General features: G+C 67.6%; 19 protein-coding genes and 1 other RNA gene. 6 read left to right on the forward strand and 14 right to left on the reverse strand.

Annotation, left to right across the window (positions count from 1 at the left end):
• Positions 1-16 precede the first annotated feature (16 nt).
• Genes murG through mraZ form a run of 9 tightly spaced genes read right to left on the reverse strand, consistent with a single transcriptional unit; the run spans position 17 to position 9,922 of the window.
• Positions 17-1,105 (reverse strand): undecaprenyldiphospho-muramoylpentapeptide beta-N-acetylglucosaminyltransferase, encoded by a 1,089-nt coding sequence (murG, locus tag ABIA73_RS09650; RefSeq protein WP_134832010.1) that lies wholly within the window; start codon positions 1,103-1,105, stop codon positions 17-19.
• Positions 1,102-2,421: a putative lipid II flippase FtsW gene (gene ftsW, locus ABIA73_RS09655; RefSeq protein ID WP_025876590.1), complete on the reverse strand. Its 1,320-nt coding sequence runs from the start codon at positions 2,419-2,421 to the stop codon at positions 1,102-1,104. The genes murG and ftsW overlap by 4 nt, the downstream gene beginning before the upstream one ends.
• Complete coding sequence (gene mraY, locus ABIA73_RS09660) at positions 2,421-3,506, reverse strand: phospho-N-acetylmuramoyl-pentapeptide-transferase (RefSeq protein WP_025876592.1); 1,086 nt, start codon at positions 3,504-3,506, stop codon at positions 2,421-2,423. The genes ftsW and mraY overlap by 1 nt, the downstream gene beginning before the upstream one ends.
• Positions 3,496-4,890 carry a UDP-N-acetylmuramoyl-tripeptide--D-alanyl-D-alanine ligase gene (locus tag ABIA73_RS09665; protein ID WP_032974908.1) on the reverse strand — a complete coding sequence of 465 codons (1,395 nt, stop codon included), beginning with the start codon at positions 4,888-4,890 and terminating at the stop codon, positions 3,496-3,498. Before ABIA73_RS09665 ends, mraY begins: the two co-directional genes overlap by 11 nt.
• The gene (locus ABIA73_RS09670) at positions 4,887-6,395 is read right to left on the reverse strand and encodes a UDP-N-acetylmuramoyl-L-alanyl-D-glutamate--2,6-diaminopimelate ligase (RefSeq protein WP_154879374.1); all 1,509 of its coding nucleotides are present in this window, start codon (positions 6,393-6,395) and stop codon (positions 4,887-4,889) included. Before ABIA73_RS09670 ends, ABIA73_RS09665 begins: the two co-directional genes overlap by 4 nt.
• A complete protein-coding gene (locus tag ABIA73_RS09675; RefSeq protein ID WP_025876598.1) occupies positions 6,392-8,236 on the reverse strand; it encodes a peptidoglycan D,D-transpeptidase FtsI family protein in 1,845 nt (614 codons plus the stop codon). Before ABIA73_RS09675 ends, ABIA73_RS09670 begins: the two co-directional genes overlap by 4 nt.
• Positions 8,233-8,496: a cell division protein FtsL gene (gene ftsL / locus ABIA73_RS09680; protein ID WP_025876599.1), complete on the reverse strand. Its 264-nt coding sequence runs from the start codon at positions 8,494-8,496 to the stop codon at positions 8,233-8,235. Before ftsL ends, ABIA73_RS09675 begins: the two co-directional genes overlap by 4 nt.
• Positions 8,493-9,461: a 16S rRNA (cytosine(1402)-N(4))-methyltransferase RsmH gene (gene rsmH / locus ABIA73_RS09685; RefSeq protein WP_025876600.1), complete on the reverse strand. Its 969-nt coding sequence runs from the start codon at positions 9,459-9,461 to the stop codon at positions 8,493-8,495. The genes ftsL and rsmH overlap by 4 nt, the downstream gene beginning before the upstream one ends.
• Positions 9,462-9,475: 14 nt before the next feature.
• Positions 9,476-9,922 (reverse strand): division/cell wall cluster transcriptional repressor MraZ, encoded by a 447-nt coding sequence (gene mraZ / locus ABIA73_RS09690; RefSeq protein ID WP_025876601.1) that lies wholly within the window; start codon positions 9,920-9,922, stop codon positions 9,476-9,478.
• A 324-nt stretch (positions 9,923-10,246) separates the two neighbouring features.
• Between mraZ and ABIA73_RS09695 the strand changes: the two genes are divergently transcribed.
• Positions 10,247-11,035 (forward strand): NRDE family protein, encoded by a 789-nt coding sequence (locus ABIA73_RS09695; protein ID WP_279208861.1) that lies wholly within the window; start codon positions 10,247-10,249, stop codon positions 11,033-11,035.
• Positions 11,036-11,193: 158 nt separating this feature from the next.
• Here ABIA73_RS09695 and rnpB read toward each other — a convergent pair.
• The 3 genes from rnpB to rsmI form a co-directional block, all read right to left on the reverse strand.
• Positions 11,194-11,545: RNase P RNA component class A (rnpB, locus tag ABIA73_RS09700), an RNA gene on the reverse strand.
• A 115-nt stretch (positions 11,546-11,660) separates the two neighbouring features.
• On the reverse strand, positions 11,661-12,449 hold the full coding sequence (locus ABIA73_RS09705) for a PDZ domain-containing protein (protein ID WP_032974904.1): 789 nt from the start codon (positions 12,447-12,449) through the stop codon (positions 11,661-11,663).
• A gap of 102 nt (positions 12,450-12,551) precedes the next feature.
• The gene (gene rsmI, locus ABIA73_RS09710; RefSeq protein WP_025876607.1) at positions 12,552-13,370 is read right to left on the reverse strand and encodes a 16S rRNA (cytidine(1402)-2'-O)-methyltransferase; all 819 of its coding nucleotides are present in this window, start codon (positions 13,368-13,370) and stop codon (positions 12,552-12,554) included.
• Positions 13,371-13,451: 81 nt separating this feature from the next.
• On the opposite strand from rsmI, the gene ABIA73_RS09715 reads away from it, so the two are divergent.
• The 4 genes from ABIA73_RS09715 (at position 13,452) to ABIA73_RS09730 (ending at position 17,668) form a co-directional block, all read left to right on the forward strand.
• Complete coding sequence (locus tag ABIA73_RS09715) at positions 13,452-15,173, forward strand: penicillin-binding protein activator (protein WP_354275711.1); 1,722 nt, start codon at positions 13,452-13,454, stop codon at positions 15,171-15,173.
• Positions 15,163-15,531 (forward strand): YraN family protein, encoded by a 369-nt coding sequence (locus ABIA73_RS09720; RefSeq protein WP_032974901.1) that lies wholly within the window; start codon positions 15,163-15,165, stop codon positions 15,529-15,531. The genes ABIA73_RS09715 and ABIA73_RS09720 overlap by 11 nt, the downstream gene beginning before the upstream one ends.
• 110 nt (positions 15,532-15,641) lie before the next feature.
• A complete protein-coding gene (locus ABIA73_RS09725) occupies positions 15,642-16,286 on the forward strand; it encodes a metal-dependent hydrolase (protein WP_025876613.1) in 645 nt (214 codons plus the stop codon).
• A complete protein-coding gene (locus tag ABIA73_RS09730; protein ID WP_354275712.1) occupies positions 16,283-17,668 on the forward strand; it encodes an FAD-binding oxidoreductase in 1,386 nt (461 codons plus the stop codon). Before ABIA73_RS09725 ends, ABIA73_RS09730 begins: the two co-directional genes overlap by 4 nt.
• Before the next feature lie 97 nt (positions 17,669-17,765).
• Here ABIA73_RS09730 and ABIA73_RS09735 read toward each other — a convergent pair whose 3' ends face one another.
• Positions 17,766-19,787 (reverse strand): acyltransferase family protein, encoded by a 2,022-nt coding sequence (locus tag ABIA73_RS09735; RefSeq protein WP_354275713.1) that lies wholly within the window; start codon positions 19,785-19,787, stop codon positions 17,766-17,768.
• A 195-nt stretch (positions 19,788-19,982) separates the two neighbouring features.
• Entirely contained in the window at positions 19,983-23,219 is a 3,237-nt protein-coding gene (locus ABIA73_RS09740; RefSeq protein ID WP_354275714.1) for an autotransporter family protein, read from the reverse strand.
• A gap of 326 nt (positions 23,220-23,545) precedes the next feature.
• On the opposite strand from ABIA73_RS09740, the gene ABIA73_RS09745 reads away from it, so the two are divergent.
• Complete coding sequence (locus ABIA73_RS09745) at positions 23,546-25,951, forward strand: autotransporter family protein (RefSeq protein WP_354275715.1); 2,406 nt, start codon at positions 23,546-23,548, stop codon at positions 25,949-25,951.
• Positions 25,952-26,201: the final 250 nt, after the last annotated feature.

The following is a 26,201-nucleotide window of genomic DNA, read 5'->3' on the forward strand; positions in this document are numbered from 1 at the left end:
CTGGAGCGTGCCTTCTTCATACAGCTTCCTCGAGAATGATATCGGCGATGCGCTCGGCGGCATCGACCTTGGCCAGGGCACGCGCGGCTTGCGCCATCTGCATGCGGCGGGCGGGATTTTCGGACAGATCACGCAGCAGCGCGGCAATGCCGTCTGCCAGCGTTTCGTCCTGCTTCAGCAATACGGCTGCATCGCGCTCGACCAGGTACTCCGCATTGCGGGTCTGGTGATCGTCGACAGCAGCGGGGAATGGCACCAGCACGCTGCCGATGCCGACCGCGCAGAGTTCGGCCAGCGTGGACGCGCCGGAACGGCACACCACCAGGTCGGCCCAGGCGAAGGCTTCGGCCATGTCGGCGATGAACGGTGTGACCTCGCCCTGCACGCCGGCCTTGGCATAGGCCTCGACCGCTTCGGCATGCAGCTTCTCGCCGCTCTGGTGACGCACCACCACCGGCACCTGCGCACCCAGGCTGGCCAGTGCCTGCGGCACGCCACTGTTGAGCGCGCGGGCACCCTGGCTGCCGCCCAGCACCAGCAGGCGCAGCGGACCGCTGCGATCGGCCAGGCGCTGCTGCGGCGGCGCGACGGCGGCGATTTCGGCGCGCACCGGATTGCCCACGAACTCCTCGCGTGCAGCGAAGGTGCCCGGGAAACCGGTCAGCAGGCGGCGCGCGTAGCGCGACAGGATGCGGTTGGTCAGGCCCGGCGCGCGGTTCTGTTCGTGCACGATCAGCGGCAGGCCGTGCAGGCGCGCGGCCATGCCACCGGGGCCGGAAGCGAAGCCACCGAAGGCGACCACCGCACGCGGCTGGCGATCACGAATGATCAGGCCGGCCGCACGCAGCGCGCGCATCAGGCGCCACGGCGCGGCCAGCAGGGCCAGCTTGCCCTTGCCGCGCAGACCGGTGATGGCCAGCGTATCAATGTGGATGTCGTGCTGCGGAACCAGGCGGGTTTCCATGGCGCCATCGGCACCCATCCAGGTGACCGGCACGCCACGCGCGCGCAGCACGCGGGCCACGGCCAGGCCCGGGAAGATGTGCCCGCCGGTACCACCGGCCAGGATCATCACCGGCCGGTTGTTGTTCTGGGCCGCGCTCATCCGAGCCTCCCGAAGGTGGGTTCGACGCGCGACTGCAGGCGGCTGGTGCCACGCACGGCGGCCGGCTCGGCCGCGGCCGGTTCGGCAGCCATCGGCACGTTCTTCGCCACCGGTGCAGCAGAAGGCTCGGCGGCGGCAGGCCCGGCAACATCGTCGGCGGCGCCCATGCGCACGGCCTGGCGGCGCTCGGCGCGCTTGAGTTCATAGGACACGCGCAGCAGCAGGCCCATCGCCACGCAGGTCATCAGCACCGACGAACCACCCGACGAAATCAGCGGCAGGGTCAGGCCCTTGGTCGGCAGGATGCCCAGGTTCACGCCGATCGAAACGAAGGTCTGCATGCTGATCCACAGGCCGATGCCGAAGGCGATGTAGCCGGAGAAGTGGCGCTTCATTTCCACGCAGCGCATGCCCAGCCAGAAGGTGCGGCCGACCAGCAGTGCGTACAGGGCCACGATCACGCAGGTGCCCAGGAAACCGAATTCCTCGGCGGTGACCGAGAAGATGAAGTCGGTGTGCGCCTCGGGCAGGTAGTACAGCTTCTGCACCGAGTTGCCCAGGCCAACGCCGGTCCACTCGCCGCGGCCCACCGCCATCAGCGCGTTGGACAGCTGGTAGCCGTCGCCCTGCTGGTCGGCCCACGGGTCGAGGAAGGAGGTGATGCGGCGCATGCGGTACGGCTCGATGATCGCCAGCGCGCTCATGCCCACCAGGCCGATCACCACCGGCATCGACATGCGCGGCATGTTCACCCCGCCCAGCACCAGCATGCCGGCGGTGATCGCCAGCAGCAGGGTGGACGAGCCGAAGTCGGGCTGCAGCAGCAGCAGCACCACCAGCGCACCGGCCACGCCCAGCGGCTTGAGCATCGCCGGCCAGGTCGCGTTGACCTCGTCGCGGAAGCGCACCAGGTAGCTGGACAGCCAGACGATGTAGAGCACCTTCACCGCTTCGACCGTCTGGAACTTGGAGATGCCCAGGTTGATCCAGCGGCGGGCACCGTTGACGCTGCTGCCCAGGCCGGGCACGAACACCACCACCAGCAGCGCGAAGCAGCCCAGCAGCAGCATCTGGTTGTACTGCTCGATGGTCTTCAGCTCGGTACGCGCGGCGAAGATGGCCAACACGATGCCGACCGCCAGGAAGATCAGGTGGCGGTTGAGGTAATAGAACGGGCTGCTCATCAACGCGATCGAGCTGGACGCCACCATCACCACGCCCAGCCCGGTGAGCGCGATCATCGCGCCGAGCAGCCACTTGTCGTAGCTGCCACCGATGGCCTCAAGGCGTGTTGCCTGGTGCGACAGGTCATTCATCAGCGTACCTTCAACGTGGCCAGGCCGATCAGCACCAGCACGACGGAGATGATCCAGAAGCGCACGATCACGCGCGGCTCCGGCCAGCCCTTCAGTTCGAAGTGGTGGTGGATCGGCGCCATGCGGAACACGCGCTTGCCGGTCAGCTTGAACGAGGCGACCTGGATCATCACCGACAGCGTTTCGATGACGAACACGCCACCCATGATCACCAGCACCAGTTCCTGGCGAGTGATCACCGCGATGGTGCCCAGCACCGCGCCCAGCGACAGCGCGCCGATATCGCCCATGAACACCATGGCCGGATAGGTGTTGAACCACAGGAAGCCCAGCCCCGCGCCGGCGATCGCCGCGCAGATGATGACCAGCTCACCGGCGCCTGGAATCTGCGGGATCTGCAGGTAGTTGGCGAACACTGCGTTGCCCGAGGCATAGGCGAACACGCCCAGCGCGCAGGCCACCAGCACCGTCGGCATGATCGCCAGCCCGTCCAGGCCGTCGGTCAGGTTGACCGCGTTGGAGAAGCCGACGATCCAGAAATAGGCAATGGCCACGAAGCCGATGCCAGCCAGCGGCAGCGCCACCGACTTGAACATCGGGATGTAGAAGGTCAGCGCCGCCGGTACGTCGGCGGTCTGGAACAGGAAGATGCCCGCAGCCAGGCCGAAGATCGACTGCAGCAGGTACTTCCAGCGCGACTTCAGGCCGTTCGGGTCGCGACGGACGATCTTGATCCAGTCGTCGTACCAGCCGATGGCGCCGAAGCACAGCATCACCGCCAGCACCAGCCACACGTAGCGGTTGCGCAGGTCGGCCCACATCAGCACCGACAGGGTGACGGTGAGCAGGATCAGCGAACCCCCCATGGTCGGCGTGCCGGCCTTGGAGAAATGGGTCTGCGGACCATCGGTCCGGATCGGCTGGCCGCCCTTGAACTGGGCAAGCTTGCGGATCATCGCCGGGCCGAGCCACAGCGACAGGAACAGCGCCGTCAACGCGGCAAGGATGGCGCGGAACGTCTGGTAGTTGAACAGCCCGAACAGGCTCTCCAACTGCTGCAACCATCGAGCCAGTTCATACAACATGCGGGGATTCCTCTCCTTGCGCCAGCAGCGCTTTGACAATCGTGTCCATGGCGCTGCCACGGGAACCCTTGACCAGGCAGCGCACGCCGGCGTGCAGCGCTTCCTTCAGCGCCTGCGACAGCGCGTCATGGGTGGTGAAATGATGTCCGCCCTCGCCAAACGCAGCGGCGGCAGCGGCGCTGAGCGGGCCCAGCGCATACAGGCGCTTGAGGCCGGCGGCACGCGCGCGGATGCCCGCCTGTGCATGCAGCGCCTCGGCGTCGGCGCCCAGCTCGCGCATGTCACCCAGCACCAGCCAGCCCTCTTCCGGGGCGGCGGCCAGTGCGTCGATGGCGGCGGCCAGCGAACCAGGGTTGGCGTTGTAGCTGTCGTCCACCAGCACCGCGCCGTTGTGCAGCTGATGGGCGATCTGGCGGCCCGGCACCGGCTGCGCTTCCGCCAGGCCGGTGGCCACCAGTGACAGCTCGATGCCGGCGGCAAGCGCCAGGCTGGCGGCGGCCAGCGCATTGCTGATGTTGTGGCGGCCCGGCAGGCCCAGCACCACGCCCGCCTCGCCCATCGGCGTGACCAGGGTGAAGCGGCTGCCCTGCGCACCGGCGCGGATGTCGCGCGCGGTGACGTCGGCGGTGTGTTCCAGGCCATAGCGCAGCACCCGGCAACGTGCCGGGGTACCGATGAAATGCTGTTCGAACCAGCGCCCGTAGGCATCGTCGGCGTTGATCACGGCCACGCCATCGGCAGGCAGCGCGGCGTAGATCGCGCCCTTGGTCACCGCCACGCCGAGCAGGCTGCCCATCCGCTCCAGGTGGGCCGGGGCGATGTTGTTGACCAGGGCATAGCGCGGGCGCGCGATGTCGGTCAGGTAGGCGATGTCGCCCGGCTTGCCGGCGCCCATCTCGTAGACGGCGTAGTCGGCATCTTCCGGTGCGTCGATCACCGCCAGCGGCAGGCCGATCTCGTTGTTGCGGTTGCCCGGGTTGGCGTAGACCACCTTGTGCGCGTGCTGGGCCACCTGCTGCAGGATCGCCAGCAGCAGGCTCTTGACGCTGGTCTTGCCGTTGCTGCCGGTGATGGCGAACAGTTCGGTCGCGCGGTCGCGCTGCATGCCGGCGGCGATCTTCGCCAGCGCGCGCTCGCTGTCGGCCACCAGCACCTGCGGCAGGTCCAGCGGCAGCAGGCGTTCGACCAGCAATGCGCTGGCGCCACGTGCCTGTGCGTCGGCAGCAAAATCGTGGCCGTCGAAGCGTTCGCCACGCAGCGCCACGTACAGGCTGCCCGGGCCAAGGCTGCGGGTATCGTTGCTGACCGCGTCGATGGCCACGTCGTCGCCGTGGATCTCGCCACCGGCCCAGTGTGCGATCAGCGAAAGCAGGGTGCGCTTCATGCGGCGCCCTCCCCGGCCTGAGCGGCCAACACACCGGCCTTCGCAGCCAGCGCGGCGGCCGATACTTCGGTGTCGTCGAAGTCATGGCGCACGCCATTCACTTCCTGGTAGGGCTCGTGGCCCTTGCCGGCGATCAGGATGATGTCGCCGGCACCAGCGCGCTTCACCGCCAGGCCGATCGCACGCGCGCGGTTGCGCTGCACGGTCACGGCCGAGGCATCGGTGAAGCCAGCCAGGATGTCGGCCACGATCACGTCGCCGTCTTCGCCACGCGGGTTGTCGTCGGTGACGATGACCTGGTTGGCCAGGCGCTCGGCAATGGCAGCCATCTGCGGGCGCTTGCCAGTATCGCGCTCGCCACCGCAGCCGAACACGCAGAACAGCGTGCCCTGCAGGTGGCCGTGCAGGCTGTCCAGCGCCTGTTCCAGCGCGTCGGGGGTGTGTGCGTAATCAACCACCACGGTCGGCAGGCCATCTTCGCCGCCCAGGCGGTTCATGCGGCCACGGATCGGCTGCAGTGCCGACAGCACCTCGGCGATGCGCGGCAGCGGATGCCCCAGCGCATGCAGGCTGCCGGCCACGGCCAACAGGTTGTCCACGTTGAAGCGGCCCAGCAGCGGCGACTGCACCGCAACGCGCTGGCCGTCGATGACCAGTTCGAAACCGATGCCGCGGCCATCCAGCTGCAGCGCTTCGGCGCGCACGCTGGCACCGTCGGCACCACGCGAGCTCAGGCCGATGGCCTGCACGCCCGCCGGCAGGCCGGCGAACAGCTGGCGACCGAACGCATCGTCAAGATTGATGACCGCCGCCTTCAGGCCCGGGCGATGGAACAGCCGCGCCTTGGCCGCGCCGTAGCTGGCCATGTCGCCGTGGTAGTCAAGGTGATCGCGGGTGAGATTGGTGAACACCGCCACGTCGTAGTGCACCGCATCCACGCGGCCCTGGTCCAGCGCATGCGAGCTGACTTCCATCGCCACCGCGCGCGCGCCATCGTCGCGCAGCTGCGCCAGCAGCGCATGCATCTGCAGCACCAGCGGGGTGGTGAAACCGGTCGGCTCGACCGCACCATAAAGTCCGGCGCCCAACGTGCCGATACTGCCACTGGGCGTACCGAGCAGGTGCCAGGCCTGGGCCAGCAGCTGCACGGTGGAGGTCTTGCCGTTGGTGCCGGTCACGCCAACCATGGTCATCGCCCGCGAAGGCGCGCCATGGAACTGGTCGGCCATTGCCCCCAGACGCGCGCGCAGGTCCGGCACGGCGATGGCATCGGCCGGTGCAGGCAGCTCGGCAGGCGCCGGCGCTTCGAACAGGATGGCGCCGGCACCGGCAGCACGCGCCTGCTCGACAAAACCCAGGCCATGCGCGCCGAAACCGGCGATGGCAACGAAGGCATTGCCGGGGCGCACGGCACGGCTGTCCAGCACCAGGCCGGTCAGAACGGGATCATGGCCCGCCAGGGCCACGTCCGGAAGCAACTGCGAAAGCAACATCGAAGGGCTCATTGCGTGCCTCCCGTGGCGGGCGGCACATGGGGGTGCGCGCTGGGCAGCGCGGCATCGAATTCAGCGGCGGCATCCACCGGCAGTGCGGCTTCGGCCGGCGGCACCGGCAGCACCGAGGCCGAATGCCCGATCTTTCCGGACTGCTGGGCAGCCAGCCACGACTGCAGGTCATCCAGCGGCACGTCCATCAGGCGCAGGGTGCCTTCCATCACGTTGTGATAGACCGGCGCCGACACCAGGCCGCCGTAGAACTTGCCGCCCTGCGGATCGTTGATGACGATGACGGTGGCAAAACGCGGATTGGTGGCCGGCACCACGCCGGCGAACAGCGCGTTGTAGTGGCCGCGCTCGTAGCCACCGGGGCCGGTCTTGCGCGCGGTACCGGTCTTGCCGGCCACGCGGTAGCCCAGCACCGCCGCCTGCTTGGCGCCGCCCTGGGTGACCACCGTTTCCATCATCGCCACCACCTGCTTGGCGACGTTCTCGTCGATGATCTGCTGGCCTTCGTTGCGCTGGCCCTTGACGAAGGTCGGCGCGATCAGCTTGCCGCCGTTGGCCAGCGCCGAGTACGCGGTGGCGATCTGCAGCGGCGTGACATTCAGGCCATAGCCGTAGGACATGGTCGTCTTGGTCGCGCCGTCCCAGTTGGCGGGGCGCCGCACGACACCGCCGGACTCGCCGGGGAAGCCACTGTGCGGCACCGAGCCGTAGCCGAAACGGCGCACGCCGTCGTAGAACACCTGGTCGGGCATCTTCGCGGCGATCTTGGCCGCGCCGATGTTGGAGCTGCGGGTGATCACACCGGTGACGTTCAGCACGCCGTTGTTGCGCGGCACATCGCGGATGGTGAAACGGGCAACCTGCATGTAGCCCGGGTTGGTATCGATGATGGTGTCCTTGGTCACCACCCCGGACTGCAGCGCGGTGGCGATGGTCAGCGGCTTCATCGTCGAGCCCGGCTCGACCAGGTCGGTCACCGCGCGGTTGCGACGCGTGTCCGGCACCGCGCCGTTGAGCGAGTTCGGGTTGTAGGTCGGCAGGTTGACCATGGCCAGGATCTCGCCGGTGGTCACGTCCATGATCACCATCGAACCGCCGGCGGCCTTGTTGGCCACCAGCGCGTTGCGCAGTTCCTTGAAGGCAAGGTACTGGATGCGGCGGTCGATGCTGAGGGTCAGGTCCTTGCCCGGCTCGGCCGCACGCAGCAGATCGCTTTCGACCGTCTCGCCCTTGCGGTTGCGGATCACCCGCTTGCCGCCGGGCTTGCCACGCAGCCATTCGTCGAAGGCCAGCTCCAGGCCTTCCTGGCCGCGGTCGTCGATGTTGGTGAAGCCCAGCACGTGCGCCATCGCTTCACCCTGCGGGTAGAAGCGACGGAACTCACGCTGTGCCGCCACGCCCGGAATCTTCAGCGCGACCACGCGCTCTGCCTCATCCGGATTGATCCGGCGACGCAGGTACATGAATTCCTTGTCCGACTTCTGCGACAGGCGGCTGCTCAGCTCGTCCACCGACATGCCCACCGCCTGTGCCAGCTCGGGGATGCGCTCGGGCGAACGCAGCAGGTCCTGCGGGTTCACCCAGATCGAGGCGACCGGCGTGGACACCGCCAACGGCTCGCCGTTGCGGTCGGTAATCATGCCGCGCGAAGTCTTGATCGGCAGTTCGCGCAGGTAACGCGCTTCGCCCTGGCGCTGGTAGAAGTCGCTGTTGATGATCTGCACGTAGGCGGCACGACCCACCAGCGATACCGAGCACAGGCCGAGCGCCAGGGCCACCCAGCGCAGGCGCTGGCGCAGGTTGAAGGCGTTGCGGGGACGGTTGCGGCCGGTCTTGCTCATGGGCGCACCACCACCACGTCGGCGGCTTCGGGGAACTTCATGCCGAGCTTTTCGCGGGCGATGCTGTCCACGCGGTTGGCTTCGGCCAGGGTCGCCTGCTCCAGCTGCAGGCGGCCGAATTCGATGTTCAGGTCATCGCGCGCACGCTCGGCGCGCGACAGCTCGATGAACGTCTGCCGGTGACGGTGACGCACGAACACGACGCCGATCGCCGAGGCCACGGTGCAGGCCAACAGGATGATCAGCAGCAGCCGGCTCATGCATCGGCCTCCCGCTTCTGGGCCACACGCAGCACGGCGCTGCGGGCGCGCGGGTTCATCGCCAGCTCTTCGTCGGTGGCCTTGATGGCGCCACCGATCAGGTCCAGGGTCGGCACGAAGGCCTGCGCCTCGGGCAGCCGGCGGTTGGCCGGCGGTGCCTTGGCCAGGCGGTTCATGTACTGCTTGACGATGCGGTCTTCCAGCGAGTGGAAGCTGATCACCGCCAGCCGGCCACCGGGCTTCAGGCGCTCCACCGCCGCGTCCAGGCCGGCTTCGAGGTCGGCCAGTTCACGGTTGATGTGGATGCGGATGGCCTGGAAGCTGCGCGTGGCCGGATGGATCTTGTCCTTGCCGCGCGGCATCACCGAGGCGATCAGCTCGGCCAGTTCGGCGGTGCGGGTGAACGGCTGCTTCTCACGGCGGGCCACGATGGCGCGGGCGATGCGCCGGCTCTGCCGCTCTTCGCCGTAGGTCCACAGCACGTCGGCGATCTCGCGATCCTCCACGCGGTTGATCCACTGCGCAGCGCTTTCGCCACTGTCCGGGTCCATGCGCATGTCCAGCGGGCCGTCCTTGCCGAAGCTGAAACCACGCTCGGCCACATCCAGCTGCGGCGAGGACACGCCAAGGTCGAACAGCACGCCATCCAGGCCTTCGGCGGTCTCGTTCCACTGCAGCAGCTGGGCGAAGCTGCCACGGAAGATCGACACGCGCGGGTCCGGCGCGAAATCGCGCTCGGCAACGGCAATGGCTTCCGGATCCTTGTCCATGACCAGCAGGCGTCCCTCGGGACCGAGCTGGGTGAGCACGCCACGTGCATGACCGCCACGACCGAACGTGCCATCCAGATAACGTCCGTTTTCGATCACCCTCAGGCCTTCCAGGACCTGGGTGTACAGGACCGGCAGATGCACCGCCGGCGACTGCGACACCGGAAGGTGACCGGTCTGCGCTTCTGGGCGCATCCGGGCACCCCGGCTCACAACTTCAGGTCGAGCAACCCATCACCCAGATCCTCATCAGACAACGTCTGCTGGATCAGGGCCCGATGCGCCTGCTCGCTCCACAATTCGAATTTGTCGCCCATACCGAGCAATACCGCCTTCTTCTCAATGCCCACCGCACCGCGGTGGCTGGCGGGAATGCTGATGCGACCGTTGCCGTCCAGCTCCAGGTGGGCGGCTGAACCGACCAGCTTCTGCTGCAGCAGACGTACGACGCGCTGTGTGTTGGGTTTGGACATGACGTCGTCGCGTACCCGCTCCCATTCCGACTCGGCGTACAGCCACAGGCAGCCGGATTCGAAGGGGTTGTAGGTCAACACGAGACGGTTGTTGCTGACGCGCGCAACCAGGTCGCGGTGAGCGGTGGGAACCGCCATGCGTCCTTTGTCGTCAACTGTGATGGCCGTCTCGCCCTGGAACACGACGCCTGCACCTTATCCTTCGCCCGGTGAAACATTGAACCACGAAAATCCACAAAACACCCGGATTTCCCTCTGATGCCCACCTTAGCAGCGGCCCAAGGGTTGTCAACAACTTTTCAGCAGGGAAATCGCCAGCCGCATCAATGGTTTGCGCCGATGTTTAGAGAGTTGTTCAAGGTTTATCCACAAGTTGCTGATCCGTCTCAATTTTTGAGATTGAACGGAAGTTCAGGGGTGTGGAGGGCGCGTGAAACATGGGCTGCGCATTCATCCGGAACGGGCCGAAAGCGACGTCGGACTGCGCAAACCGGGCACAATGGCGCCATGTGCCTGCTTGCTATTGGCTGGTTGCACCACCCGCGCTGGCGGCTGGTGATGGCCGGCAACCGTGATGAGTTCCACGCCCGCCCGACCGCGGCCCTGGCCCCCTGGCAGGATGAGACGTCGGTCATCGGCGGACGCGACCTGCGCTCGGGCGGCGGCTGGGCCGGGGTGGGTGCCGGCGGCCGGATGGCGGTGGTGACCAACGTCCGCGATCCGCAGGCTTCCCAGACCGGGCCATCGCGTGGCGCCCTGGTGGCCGACTACCTGCGTGGCCGCGATCCGGCGGGTATGCATATAGAACGTCTGGCCGGGATCTCCGCTGCCTATGCCCCGTTCAACCTGCTGCTGGCCGATGGCCACAGTCTGGAGTATCTGGGCAACCACCCGGCCGAACGGCAGACGCTTGGCCCGGGCGTGCATGGCATGTCCAACGGCGCGCTTGATGCGCCCTGGCCGAAGACCCGGCGGCTGATGGATGCGCTGTCGGCGTGGCTGGAGCAAGACGGGGTCGGATCCCTTTCCCAACGGGAAAGGGCGCTGAGCCCAGACCTGACCCCGCTGTGGGATGCCCTGGCCGATGAACATCGCCCGGTCGACAGCGACCTGCCCGATACCGGCATCGGCCTGGAACGCGAACGCTGGCTCAGCCCCGCCTTCATCCGTGGTGACGATTACGGCACCCGCGCCAGCACCGTGCTGCTGATTGATGGCAACGGCCACGGCGAAATCCACGAGCGCCGCTTTGGTCCGCAGGGCGTACCCAGCGGACAGGGTCACGTCATTTTCTGACTGGAACGGTAGTGCCGGCCGCTGGCCGGCAACTTCTGCATCTTCGGGCATGTCACGCGGTTGCCGGCCAGCGGCCGGCACTACCAGGTCCACACACCCTGCGTGGAGGGCGATAGGTAGATCCACGCCATGCGTGGATGGATGTGGATGGAATGAAGGGGCGGAGCCGGCCGATAAGCCGGGTTCTGTCGTGGACAGTCATTCCTCTAGGCGTTACGTCGCCGCAACGCTCAAGCAACCTACCCGGATCCAACGCGGGCCGCGCCAATGGATCCCTATTTGGTCTTGCTCCAGGTGGGGTTTGCCGTACCGGTCTGTTGCCAGACTCGCGGTGCGCTCTTACCGCACCATTTCACCCTTACCGGCCTTCCGAAGAAGACGTAGGCGGTATCTTTCTGTTGCACTTTCCGTCGGCTTGCGCCGCCCAGGCGTTACCTGGCACCTTGCCCTATGGAGCCCGGACTTTCCTCGGCACCCCCGAAGGGATGACGCGACTGTCTGGCCGACTCCGCCGCGCGCATTCTAGCGTACGCGGGCCCGCCCTGCCGGTTTGATTGCGGCGTGCGGTTCATCTGCCCCCGCAGTAGGGCCACGACACGCGTGGCTGCGCACCGCACCTGCGGGCTCAACGCGCCAGCAGCGCCGCCCGCGATTGGAGCACCAGCGCGATATCCAGCTCCTGCGACGAGGCCCCGGTTGCCAGATCCAGCACCGTGCGGCGCACCTTCAGCTGGATGCGATCACCGGGCGCGTACGCGCGAAGGACCTGTTCGATGCCGTAGGTCGTCGCCACGGCGGTGCCCTGCACCGACAGCACCTCGTCATTTGCCTTCAGGCCGGCCCGCTCGGCGTTGCTGCCGTTGAGCACGTGATTGACCAGCGTCCCTCCCGCCATCCCCAACCCCAGCACGGGCCGCAACGCGTCGGCGCGATCATCGACGGCACCGTTGGCCGAGCGCGACATCTCGGTGTGGGCGAGCAGGCGCCCCGCCATACGTTCATCGAAATGCGGGGCCTGCATGGCGAACGCGCCACATTCCAGCACGCCACGCAGCGGCGGCTGCTTGTAGCTGCCGTGCAGCGCCTCGCGCAGCCGCGTCCACTGGCGCGCACTTACATACCGGTGCTGGCTGGCCGCCATCTGCTGGTAGGCCTGCTCGATCGCTTCGCGCGCAGCGGGGTCCACCTGCGGGCAGCCCTCGGCCAGGTCCACGGCCTCCCGTGCGGCGGTGTAGATGACGATCGCGTGGTTGCCTTCCACATACGGGCCCTGCCGCAACTGCACCAGGCCAGGATCGAACAGCTCATAGCCGGTGAAGCCACGCCCCAGATCCGATGGATCGATCTCCTCGCCCGCCCACGCGTGGGCGGAAACGACCAGAGCCAACACCAGTGAAAGTCCTTTTGCCGACATCGTCCTCATCCTTGTCTAGGGCCACTTCATCCACGCATGGCGTGGATCTACTGCACTCCGGGGTGTTTTCATCCACGCATGGCGTGGATCTCCTTCACCCGCTCAACTGCCGTACAACGCCTTGCGCGGTGCGCCGGTCAACTCGGCCGCCAGCTTGGCCGCGGTCGACGGCGGCAGGTGCTCGCTCAGCTTGGCGTAGACGTGCCGGCCATGAGCCAGCTGCGCCTCGGCATCGTCACCGGCGCCCTGCACCATCACCACGAACTCGCCCTTGCGCTGGTTGTCATCGGCTTCCACCTGCGCCAGCAGCCCGGCCAGGTCGCCATCCAGCACGGTCTCGAACAGCTTGGTCAGCTCGCGCGCCAGCACGGCCGGGCGCTCGCCGCCAAAGATCGCCGCCATGTCGGCCAACGACTCGGTGATGCGGTGCGAAGATTCGTAGAACACCATCGTGCGCACTTCGCCGGCCAGCCCCTGCAGGCGATCGCGGCGGCCGCTGGCCTTGGCCGGCAGGAATCCCTCGAAACTGAAGCGGTCGCTGGGCAGGCCGGCCACGCTCAGCGCAGCGATGGCCGCGCAGGCGCCGGGAATCGGGCTGACCTTGATGCCGGCAGCACGCGCGGCACGCACCAGCCGGAAGCCCGGATCGCTGACCAGCGGGGTGCCGGCATCGCTGACCAGCGCCAGCGACTCGCCCGCCTGCAGCCGCGCCACCAGGCGCTGGGCGAGGGCCTCTTCGTTGTGTTCGTGCAGGGCCACCAGCGGCTGCTGGATGCCGAAATGGGACAGCAGCTGGCCACTGCGGCGGGTGTCCTCGGCGCAGATGGCCGCCACCGAACGCAATACCTCCTGCGCGCGCGGGCTCAGATCGGCCAGGTTGCCGATCGGCGTGGCGACGACATACAGGGTTGGGACACTCATTTCAGCGGTACTCACGGGGCAAGGGTAGAATCCTAGCGTGTACCTGGCCAAGGCCGCTGCCCTCATCGCATGGACCCGATCATGAACAAGCCCGCCGCACGCATCTCTGCCCTGTCGCTGTCGTTGATGCTGCTGGCCGGTTGTGCCACCACCAGGCTCGTCAGCACGCCCGAATCGCCGGCCCAGAGCCAGGCGCTGGCGCTGATTGAACAAGGCAAGCCGCGCGACGCCGCCCTGCAACTGGAAGCGCTGGCCGCGACCCTGCGTGGCGGCGCCCGCAGCAACGCACTGGCCGATGCGGCCTGGGCCTGGCACCTGGCCGGCGACAGCGCACGCGCGCGCAGCCTGCTGGGCCAGGTGACCGCCCGCCAGCTGACCGGCGCCAGCCTGCAGCGTTACCAGCTGGCCAGCGCCGAGCTGGCGCTGGCCGACAAGCAGCCGGCGCAGGCACTGGCCCTGCTGAAGGATCATGCCGACAACGTGCACCCGAGCCTGCGCACGCGCTGGTCACTGGCCCGCGCCAGTGCCCTGCAGGCCACCGGCGATGCCTTTGGCGCCGCCACCGAACGTGCCCGTGCGCATGCCGGCCTGACCGGCACCGCGCGCAGCGAAAACCAGGCCGCCATCTCCGGCCTGCTCGGCACCCTCGACGATGCCACCCTGCGCAGCCGCGCCGCCGCCTTGCCGGCCAATGACCCGCTGTACAACTTTGCAGGCCGTGCACTGATCGCTCGTGGCCTGCCGCTGCCGCGCCCGTTCGATCGCGATGGCGCCGCCCAGTTCGACACCAGCAAGCGCCCGCCGGCGATGAGCGATGGCTACCGCCCGCCGGCCAAGCTGGCCGTGCTGCTGCCGCTCAGTGGTCGCCTGGCCACCGCCGCACAACCGGTGCGCGATGGCCTGCTCAGCGCCTACTACGGTGAAACCCGCCGTCGTCCGGAGGTCAACTTCTTCGACACCGCTGGTACCCCGGCCGGTGCGCTGGCCGCGTATGACAAGGCCGTGGCGTCCGGCGCCGACTTTGTGGTCGGCCCGCTCGGCCGCGACGAGGTGGATGCCGTGTACGGCCGCCAGCAGCTGCCGGTACCGGTGCTCGGCCTGAACCGCGGCAAGGATGCACCGCCCGCTGGCAGCGCCGGTTTCTCGCTGGCACCGGAGGACGACGGCATCGTCGCCGCCGAATACATGCGTGGCCGCGAGCGCAGCAAGGCGCTGGTGATCAACAGCAGCGACGACACCGGCCGTCGCGCCGCAGCCGCCTTCGCCCAGCGCTTTGCCCAGCGCGGCGGCAGCGTCGCCGCCACCATCGCGATCAGCGAAACGGTGGGGGATATCAGCGCGCAGGTGCGCAACGCCGGCGCGGTCGATGCCGTGTTCCTGGCCGTACGTGCACCGCAGGCCCGCCTGCTGGCCCCGCAGCTGGCGCTGGCCGGTGCCGGTGGTGCCACCCGCGTGGGTACCTCGCAGCTGACCACCGGCAGTGGCAAGGTCGAAGAAGACGTGGCGCTGGACGGCATCATCTACCCGAACGAAGCCTGGAACGTGCGCAGCGTGTCCGGCGTGCCGTCCGCTGCCCAGGTCGCGCAGACCCTGCCCAGCGCGCGCGGCGCCGCCAGCCGCCTGTTCGCCTTCGGCGCCGATGCGTGGAAGATCAGCGCCTACCTGGACAAGCTGGCCACCGAAGGCGGCCTGGACGGCGCCACCGGCACGCTGTACCTGGACAGCAACGGCAACATCCTGCGCCAGCCGGCATGGTCGACCTTCAGCGGTGGCCGGCCGATGCCGATCGCCGGTGGTCGCTGAGCACCTGCAACGTGGCTCGGCGGTGGAAGCCGCCGCCGAGCAGCATCTGCAGCAGGCCGGGTTGCGGCCGCGCGCACGCAACGTGCGTTATCGCGGCGGTGAACTGGACCTGGTGATGGATGACGCCGGCACCGTGGTGTTCGTGGAAGTGCGCTACCGCGCGCGACAGGACTTCGGTGGCGGCGCGGCCTCGGTCGATCCGCGCAAATGCCGGCGCCTGATCCACGCGGCGCAGCTGTACCTGCAGGAACACCCCGCCGTGGCCGATGCGCCCTGCCGCTTCGACGTGGTTGAAGCCACGGGCGAACCACCGCAGCTGCACTGGCTGCGCGATGCGTTCCGGTTGGATGATTGCTGATGGGTACCGTCCGCTCTGGTAGAGGCCGACCTTGGTCGGCGCTCCTGTGCCAACCAAGGTTGGCACCTACCAGAGCGCAGCCTGGCCGGCACTACCACGGTGCGTGACTGATGCCTTCGATCATCACCCACGCGGCGGTGCCACTGGCGTTGTGGTGCGCTGCTGATCGCGGCCGCATTCCGCCACGCCTGCTGGGCGCCGGCGTGATCGCGGCGATGCTGCCCGACGCCGATGTACTCGCGTTTGCCCTGCACATTCCCTACGCCGATGCGTTCGGCCATCGGGGGGCCAGCCACTCGTTGCTGTTCGCCCTGGTGCTGGCCGTGTTGGCGGCGGTGTTGGCGTTCTTTGGTAGCCGCCGACCTGGGTCGGCGCCTCTCAGCTCCGGTAGTCGCCAACCTTGGTTGGCGGTGCTGTGCCAACCAAGGTTGGCACCTACCACGGCAAAGCCAACCTTGGCATCTACCGTACAAGCTGCAGCGTTTGTGTTCGTCTGCGCCGCCAGCCATCCGCTGCTGGATGCGTTGACCTCCGGCGGCCTTGGCGTTGCGTTGGCCTGGCCCTGGAGCGAACACCGCTTCTTCGCACCCTGGCGGCCGATCCGCGTGTCGCCGTTCGCGCCGCAGTTCTTCAGCGCGCGCGGCCTGGCCACCCTGCTGTCGGAACTGCGCTGGGTGTGGCTGCCGCTGGCCGGCGCTGTCATCGCCTGGAAACTTATTCACCCCGCCCCCGCTGCCCCACGAGACCTGTCATGAGTACTGCCCTGCCCTCCGCATTGGTTGCCGAACTGTCCGCCCTGCTGGGCAGCGACGGCTGGCGCATGGATGACGGCGCACTGGAGGCGAACGCGCAGGACAACTCATGGCGCCACCAGCGCCCGGCTGGGGTGGCACTGCCGGCAGACATCGAACAGGTGCAGGCGCTGGTGCGTGCCTGCCGCGCGCATGGCGTGGCCCTGGTCGCGCGCGGTGCGGGCACCGGCACCACCGGCGCCGCCGTGCCAGTGCCCGGCAGCATCGTGCTGTCATTCACCCGCATGGATCGCATCCTCGAGATCCGCGCCGGTGACCGCTGCGCCGTGGTGCAGCCGGGCGTACTCAACGGAACGCTGCAGCAGGCACTGGCACCGCACGGCCTGTTCTGGGCACCGGACCCCTCCAGCGCCGAGATCTGCAGCATCGGCGGCAACCTGGCCTGCAATGCCGGCGGTCCGCGCGCGGTGAAGTACGGCACCAGCCGCGACAACGTGCTGGGCCTGGTGGCGGTGACCGGTACCGGCGAGGTGATCCGCTGCGGCGGTGCCTACACCAAGGACGCCACCGGCTACGACCTGACCCATCTTCTGGTGGGCAGCGAAGGCACGCTGGCGCTGATCGTGGAAGCCACGCTGAAGCTGACCCCGCTGCCGGTCAGCCAGGCCGGGCTGCGCGTGCTGTACCGCGATGCCGACGCGGCCGCCTCTGCCGTCTCGCGGCTGATGTCGCAGCCGGTCGTTCCCACGCGCTTGGAATTCATGGACGCACGCAGCCTGGAGCTGCTGCGCCTCAACGGTGCCGACGTACCCGACGCAGGCGCGATGCTGCTGGTCGAGGCCGATGGCGACCACGACACCCTGCCCTACCTGCTGCAGGCATTGGCGACCGCCGCCGAAGGTGACGGCATGATCGCACTGGACGTGGCAATGGAAGGCCGCGCGCGCGACCAGCTGTGGGCCGCACGCAAGGCCTTGTCACCGGCGCTGCGCAGCGTCGCCCCGGGCAAGATCAACGAAGACGTGGTCGTACCGGTATCGCGCATCCCCGATCTGGTAGCCGGCGTGCAGGTACTGGCCCGCGACTATTCGCTGACCATCGTCACCTTCGGCCATGCCGGCAACGGCAACCTGCACGTCAACATCCTGTACCACCCGGACGATGCCGACGAGAACGCACGCGCGCATGCCGCGCTGCCGAAGATCTTCGAACTGACGCTGGCGCTGGGTGGCACGCTGTCGGGCGAACACGGCATCGGCCTGGCCAAGCGTGATTTCATGGCGAAGGCGTTCACCGCGGAAACGCTGGCGGCGATGCGCGCGATCAAGGCCGCGCTGGATCCGGATGGCATCCTCAACCCGGGCAAGGTGCTGCCGCCGGCATAGGCCGCGGAGGGCGGTAGAGCCGAGCCATGCGCGGCTCGCCGCGCGACGCGCGGGCTTGCGCGAGCGGAACGGAGAGCAGCAAAGCGCGGGCCCGGCGCTACAGTGGATTGTCGCCCGCAATATCGATCAGCGTCTGCCGGAAGCTGGGCAACAGCACGCGGTTGCCATGGCCGCTCAGGTGATCGTTGTCGAAGAACAGCGGTTCACCGTCCTGCACCGCCGAGCAGGTATCCGGCCCGCACAGCAGCGGCAGCGGATCCCACACGGTCAATGACGGGTAACGCGCGGCCAGCTCGGCCAGCAGTGCCATCTGCGGCGCACGCAGCCTCTGCAGATCCGCGCGCGACATGCTCAGGCCACCGGCGCACGCCGGATTTCTACGGTTGAACCAGTCCGAGCAGCGATAGGCCCCGGCCTTGAACAGCGGCAGCGGTGCATCGATGACCACGTGCACGCCCAACCGCTGCAGGCGGCCCAGCACACGGTCGGCTTCATCATGTGCCGCCTGCGCATGCGCGGGCGTGCGTTCGGCCCGCAACTGCCGATAAATCTGCTGTGCGTCCTGTTGCTGCCAATCGAACCCTCGCAGCTCCGGCATGCGCAGCGCCGCCAGCAACACGATGTCACCCGGGCGCGCGTCGCGTTCGATGGCCGACAGGCTGTCCTCGATGAAGTCCTGGCAGTCGGCCGGGCTGGCCCGCAGCAGATTGACGAAGCTGCAGCCGCCGCGATCCTCCTGGCGGATCTCCATCCCGGTCTGTCGCGCGACCATGCTGGTCATCGTGCGGTAGGCCGCCGCATGCGAGTCGCCCACAACAAACAGGCGTCGCCCTTCAAGCGCCGGTGCGCCCACCGGCTCCAGCGGTCGCCACGCCGGGTAGCGACGCGCCTGCCATGCGTAGCCATCACGGGTGACGCTGAGCGAGATCTGCTCGTGGTACTCCACCGTCGCCCAGGCACCGGCGCCGCACAGCCCCACCACCGGCAGCGCCATCGCCAGCACCTTCGCCGGCGCCAGCCGCAACAGCGGCCGGGCGCTGCGCAGCGGACGTTCAATGTAATGGTAGGAAGCGGCCGACACGGCCAGCAGCAGCACCGGATACAGCCACAGCGCCGCGCCCTGCAGCCCGTAGGTCCAGCGCAGCAGCACCAGCAGTGGCCAATGCCACAGGTACAGCGAATACGACAGGCGCCCCAGGTACGCAAGCGGTGCCCAGCCCAAGGCGCGGCCGACCCGCGATTGGCCATGCCCGGCTACCGCCGCCAACAGCAACAGGGTGCCGACCACCGTGGCCAGCACACCCGGCACCGGCATCGCCAGTTGCGGCGCGACAAGCACGCCCGCCAGCAGCAGGGCCAGGCCGGACAGTGCGAGCGCATCCCCGCGCTTGCCGGGACCGCGCGTGCTCATCCACTGGTACAACAGCGCACCGGCCGCCAGTTCCCAGAACCGCGACGGCAGCAGGTAGAACGCCGACGCCGGGGCCGTCTGCGCCTGCCAGGCCGCCCACGCCAGCGACAGCACCGTGAGCGCCGGCAACAGCACACGCGACCACGGCCAACGGTCGCGGCCGCGCAACCAGACGAAGAACAGCAGCGGGAACACCAGGTAGAACTGCTCCTCCACGCCCAGTGTCCAGGTGTGCAGGAACGGATTGAGTTCCGCGCCGGGCGAGAAGTAGTCATCCTGCTGGCCGGCCAGTACCACGTTGCTGAAACCCACCAGCGCCGCCCAACCGGTCTGGTCGAACTGCTCGTTGCGCCAGGCGCGGGGAATGAACAGCGCCGACAGCACGAAGGTGGCCATCAGCATCACCAGCAGCGCCGGCAACAGACGTAGCACGCGACGCCGGTAGAAATCGAGCAGCAGCGCGCCCAGTGGCATGCCTGCACGCGCAGCCAGCGATTGGCTGATCACGAAGCCTGAGACCACGAAGAACAGGTCCACACCGGTGAAGCCACCGGGCAGCCACGCCGCGTTCGCATGGAAGACGATGACGGCCAGCACGGCCAGTGCACGCAGGCCATCGATGGCAGCGTTGTGGGAGCGTTCGGGGTGAAGCATGCGGGCGACCGTCAGCGAGCGATCGGGCAGCATGGCCAGCGCTTGCGCAGTCATTCAATGGACAATCGCGACAGACGTGGACATTGTTCATGTCCCGTCCCTGCTCGCCGCAGTTGTAGAGCCGAGCCATGCTCGGCTGCTCTTCGTTCAGATCGCGATGAGCCGAGCGTAGGCTCGGCTCTACAGCAGCAGCCAGGGGTCAGAGCCCATTGCCGTGGCAATGGGATCCGAGCCCCGCTGCACGCCCGCTTACCAGGCCATGCGCAGACCCACCTGGCCGCCCACGTTGCGGTAAGCATGGTCGCCGCGCTGCACGCTCAGGCCACCCCATGCGTTCCAGCGCTGGCCCAGCTTCAGCTCGGCACCGGCCTGCACTTCGTAGCGGTTGCGCGGCACATCCGCGCCCAGCGTGTCACCGTTGAACTGCAACGCGCTGGTGCCGCTGCCACGCAGCCAGTTCACGCCCAGGTAGGGCTGCACGATGTTGCCGGCTGCGGTGCCATGGCCGAACACGCGCGCGCCCAAACGCCCGCTCAGACCACCGGCCTCGGCATGGTCGATAACAGTGCCATTGGTCTCCACGTGACGATCCGCGCGGTAGTCTGCATACGTCAGCTGCATCTGCGGCTGCACATACAGCGCACTGGCGGCGCCCTGCCACACATTGAAGGTGTAGCCGGCCTCCAGCGACGCACTGGCCACGCGCGAATCATAGTGCTCCGGCTCCAGGCCGATGCCCTGCACCCGGTTGTCGAAACGACCGTACTGCACGTTCGCATCCACATAGGCGCCGTGAGCGCCCTCGGCGTCCTGCAACCAGGTGCCATAAACACCCAGCGCACTACCACGCACGCGGCCGGTAGCGGTGTAGCCGGTCAGATCCGAAACGACGCGGTTGTCGGTGCGGCCACTGCCCAGCATCACCCCGAAGGCGGCGCTGCCCCGACGCAGCAGATCACTGCCGATCTGCAGTACCGACGTATTGCCGTCCACCGACAGCTGACCACCCACCGCGGTGAAATCTGCATTGCTGCGGCCTGCGCGCGCCCACGCAGTGCGCTCGCTGCCGATGGCGCCGGTGCGCTCATGCATGCGGTGGGCAAACATGTTGATGGCGGCCGACTGATTGGCAAGATAGGCACCTGCCTCGGGGCGCAGCACAGGCGGCGGCCGGATCGGGTCCACCGGCCCCACGCCCTCGCCACCGTCCCCGCCCTCACCCGGGTCCGGGCCCGGGCCCGGATCCACCGCACAGCCCGGCGCCGCCGGATCGTCCTGGCACACATCGAACCATTCCGAGCGCAGGTACCAGTTGCCGTCAGACGGATCGGCCAGGCCGCCCTGGAACAGGAAGTACTCGTACGAACCTCCCACCGCGCGGCCGGCCAGCGCGTAGCGCGCCAGTGATGCTCCGTCCACTTCGATCAGCTGGATGCCGTCCACCGTAGGTGCGCCCGCACCGCCGATGTTGTTGACCACGATGCTTGCATCACCCGAGGTATCCCCCTGCACATGCAGCTGATCAATTGCGCTGTCATCACCACCCAGCGCGCCCTGGAACAGGAACGTCGCGCCCTCGCTGTGCAGGTCACCGCCCACGGTAAGCGTGTTGAAGCGGCCGCTGCCGTCGGACAACGCCAGCCCGCTGTTGAGCAGCTGCAGTTCACCCACCGTGGCGTCACCGACCAGCGTCCACTGGCTGCCGCTTTCGATCGCCATCGTCTGCACCAGATCCGACGAACCTTGCCACAGCGAGCCGCCGGCCAAACGCACATGCACATCGGACTGTGGCACCAAGCCGGCGTCCTCGTCCTCGGGCGTGATGACGATGTCGCCGACCATCTGCGAGCCGCCTTGGAGCACCACGTCGAAGCGCCCTGCCACCGCCGCATCCAGCGCCAGGCCGATGCCGTTGCCGCCGGATACCAGTGCGCCGTTGGCCAGGGTCAGGCCCGGGTCACGGCTGCCGCGTACCCACACCCCGCCGTGCTGCTGGCTGATCAGCGCGCTGCCGTCGATCCGCAGGCTACCGCCCTCAACGATGGCCGCGGCCCAGGCGCCCTCGCCTTCGGTGATCACCTGCGTGGCTGTAAGGGTCAGCTCACCCCGTCCATCTGCCAGTACCCCGTGTGCCTTCTGCCCACGTGTGCGCACCACGCTGTCCGTCAGGTGCACACTACCGCCTTTGCGCGCGGTGGCACCGTAGGCACTCTCACCCTCGGTCACTGCTTCAATACGCGTTGCCGTGATGGTCGGCGCCGTAGTGTTGTTGCCAAACGTGTGCAGCGCATGAGCATACATGCCCGTGGTGTGCAGGGTGGTCTCGCTTAGCGTGGCGGCACCCTCGGTCACACCGACGGCCGGATTCTGGTCGCCGCCGGTGGTGATCGCAGAGGCGTGCACGTCCACCCTGCTGTTGCCCTGCACCGAAACACCCCACCCGTTACGTACATGCAGCGTTGAATTTTCCACCCATGCTTCGCCACCGGCCATGCCAAGATCAATCCCGCTCTTCTCTGCCTCAAGCCGGCTGTTGCGCATTTCCAGCGAAGAGCCCGTGCGCAGGCCGATGCCCCAGGTTCCGTCCATCACCACATCATCCAGCAGCAGCGAGCCACCACCGCCTGTGGCGAAGCTGACGACACCAGCGTTGTCACCTGCCGCGTGGATCCGCCCGCCGCGGAACTCCACATCGCCCCCCACGAGCAATCCTGCGCCCGAACGCTCGTGGGTGAGATTGATATCCACGTTCTGCAGCAACAGCTGGCTGCCCAGGCCGCTGGAAACACCCGATGCGCCCGCTGCGGTTCCATTGATCTGCACATCGCGCAATGTCGCGCGCGCGTTGCCAGCGAAATCAAGCGTCACCGCGCTCCCCGAGGTGTTCTGTTCCAGCCGGACCCGCTCGGCCAGCAGGGTACCATCGCTGACGACCAGTCCGCTGGCACTGTTGTGCGTCTCGATCACGCTGTCACGCAGCTGCACATCGCCACCGCGTACTGACACCCCATGCCCGAGTCCACCGCGGGTGATGATATGGAGGTTGCTGGCCTCCAGCGCGCCACCTTCAAGGCCGACACCGACGCTGGCCTGGCCTTCGGTCTCGATGCGGGTACCGGTCAACACGGCAGAACCCCCGCTGGCAATCGAAACGCCCGCTGCACCGTAGCCGGTGGTGACGATGCTGCCACCCGTCAAGGCAACATGGCTGCCTGCGCCTTCAACGCGTACAGCGGCGGCACGCATTCCTCCAGTGCGCAGATTCACTTCGCCAACGGGCACGATCGTGCCGCCATTGAGTGCGTGGAATACATGCCCAGCCGGGTTGCCTGGCTCCACCGGCTCACTGGTCTGGTAATCGCCTGCTGCCGGCGTCTGATCATCGCCATCGGCAATGACCTGCTGCGCAAATGCAGGCAGGGACGTGCAGAGAATCATGGCCAGCGCGATCGGCAGTGCGCGGCGCGGCGGAAGCGAGGGGGACATGGGGTATCTCCTGGGAACGGCGGCCCATGCTCCACGTACAGCCTACGTACGGATATCGAATGCGTTGCAGATGGAGTGCGGCGCTGGGCCACCGGGGTGTCTGCCGGATGAACCGCGCGCAGGGCCAAGCGAGCTTTGCAACTATTTGCATGGGCGGCACGACGCGCGCAGTGGAGACTGGAGGCCAATAAAGACAGATGGCTTCGCAGAAGACCCTCCGATCACTCCGCCTTCACAGATCGAAGGCGTATACGTCACCCGGCTGAACGGGCGGGGCAAAGGGTCGATGCCGTCTCCACCGATTTCCTTCGCAAAGGACACTATCCATGAGCCACTTCCTTTCTGCAGCCACCTCACTGCGCCTGCGCCCGCTGGCACGCGGCCTGCTGCTGGCCCTGGGAACCTTCCCCGCCGGCATGGCGCTGGCCGGTGATCTGGACAACCAGAGCGCCGACGTATCTGCAGGCGACCCGGCTGAGGCCTGGACGCTGGTCAATCGCTCGTACCTGCAGGTGGACGGTGGGCAGACGCTGCAGATCGTGGCTGACGACACCTCCGAGCTGAACATCCGGGACGCCGTGATAACCCGTAGTGGAACCAGTCAGAGAGCCATTACCCTGAACGACTCGGCGTATCTCGCTCTGGCCCGAAGCCGGATCTTTGGTGGCATCGGGTTGAATGGTGGCACCACGCAGGCCGTCCTGTGGCAGAGCTCGATCTCCGTGACCCCTGCCTCGTTGCGCCCTGGCGAGGCCCTTTCGGTCGGCGTCGACCTGGCAAGCTCGGCAACAGGAAACGGTGCTGCCAGCCCCACGGCAACCATCAACGACACCACCATCTACGTGGAAGACGCCCCAGTCGCCAGCCGCGATGTCGCCAACGGCGTTGGCGTGCGGATCCAGTTCGGGCAGATGGATATCGTCAACGGCTCGCGTGTGGATGCATCCAATATCGGCGCGGTGCTCTGGGGCGAAGTCAATCCGGATCAACGCATCCGTCTGAACATCGATAACTCCACCCTGCAATCTGGTCGCGGCGCTGCCATCCGGGTCAATGCAGCCGCTGACAACACCTACGACATCACCGTGGCCAATGGGGCGCAGCTGATCGGCGGCGATGGCAACCTGCTGCTGGTGGGCCGCGACATCGGCGTGGTCACCTCGCGTACCGACGTCAACTTCAATGTGGATGACGCCCGTTTGGCCGGCAACGTCACCTTGGACCTTGCCAGCGCCCCCACCGCCAAGGTCGACGTCGCCCTGCGCAACAAGGCGCAGATCGACGGCCGTTTCCTCAACGTCACCAGCGCCAGCATCGACAGCGACAGCACCTGGCTGATGACCGGCGACAGCAACGTCGGCCACCTCGCGCTGGGCAACACCGGCACCGTGGCACTGGGCAATGCCAGCACGTTCAACACCCTTACCGTCGACAGCTTCGATGGCACGGGCGGCACCCTGCTGTTCAACACCCACCTGGGTGATGACAGCTCGGCCACCGACAAGCTGATCATCAACGGTGATGCCAACGGCCAGGCCAACGTGCGCGTGCTCAATGCCGGCGGCGCTGGCGCCAAGACCGACCGCGGCATTGAGCTGATCGATATCGGCGGTGCATCCAATGCCCAGTTCGATCTGGTCGGCCGCGCTGTGGGTGGGCAGTACGAATACTTCCTGGTGAAGGACGCCAACGGCAACTGGTATCTGCGCTCGCAGACGGGCGCCGGCCCGGATCCGTGCGTGGTCGATCCGACCCTGCCGGAGTGCAAGCCGATCGACCCGGTGGACCCGGTGGACCCGATCGAGCCGCCGCCGCCGGTGTTGCGCCCGGAAGCCGGGGCCTATCTGGCCAACCAGTTCGCGCTGGACCAGATGCTGCGCCATGGCTGGCGTGACCGTCAGGGCGGCAGCACTGCCGCCAGCGATGGCGTCCGCAGCTGGGCCCGGGTGGATGCCACGCAGAGCAAGCTGGGTGCGGTGGATGACCAGCTCGACCTGCGCGTGGACCGCTCGCGCCTGCAGCTGGGAGCGGACGTGGGTGTGTTCGATGACGGCCGTGGTCGCGTGGGCGTGATGGGCACCGCTGCACGCAGCAGCGCCACCTCGCGTTCGGACGTGACCGGTTTCAGCGCACGCGGCAAGGTGGAAGGCGGCGCGTTGGGCGTGTACGGCAACTGGGCAAACGACGCCATGTACGTGGATGCCAGCGTGCAGCGCGGCCAGTTCCGCAACCGCGTGCAGGGCGAAGGTCTGGCCGAGGAGCGCTACGACTCGGACATCTGGCAGAGCTCGCTGGAAGCCGGTTACCGCTTCGGCATCGGCCAGATCGGCAGCACGACGCTGAGCCTGCAGCCGGAACTGCAGTTGGTCTACACCGATGCAAAGACCGACGTGCATACCGAAGCCAACGGCACCGTGGTGCGTGCAGCGGGCAACAGCGGCCTGTCCGGTCGTGCCGGCCTGCGCCTGCAGGGTGAAGGCCGCAGCGCCGCCGGTGCCTCGGTCAGCCCGTATCTGGCGGCCAACTGGTACCGCGATGGTGCTGGTAACGGCATCGCCTTCGACGACGAAGTGCTGAGGGCCGGCATCCCGCGAAACCGCTATGAACTGAGCGCGGGTGCGCGCGTGGAATTCCGTTCCGGCTTCAGTGCCTGGGGCGGGTTCGGGGTGATGCGCGGTGACAGTGGCTACCGCGAAGCGACGGCGAACCTGAGCGTCGCCTACAAGTGGTGATGTAAGCACGAACGGCGCCGGAGAGATCCGGCGCCGTTCTGCTTTCTGTAGCGCCGAGCATGCGCTCGGCTCCACGACAAATGTCGCAACTGGCACGCGCAGGCGTGCTCGGCTTCGCGCAGCGCGTTCGATATGCATCTGCAACGTTTTCGAAATTGAAACTTTTCTGATTGGTACAGCAGCACCTGCATGCACATCATGGCGCGCCACCGACAACGGGTGGCACGGGCTTGCAATCCCGTTTGGCAAC

It is taken from the genome of Stenotrophomonas sp. 2694, assembly GCF_040548715.1.
In the GTDB taxonomy this organism is placed as follows: domain Bacteria; phylum Pseudomonadota; class Gammaproteobacteria; order Xanthomonadales; family Xanthomonadaceae; genus Stenotrophomonas; species Stenotrophomonas indicatrix.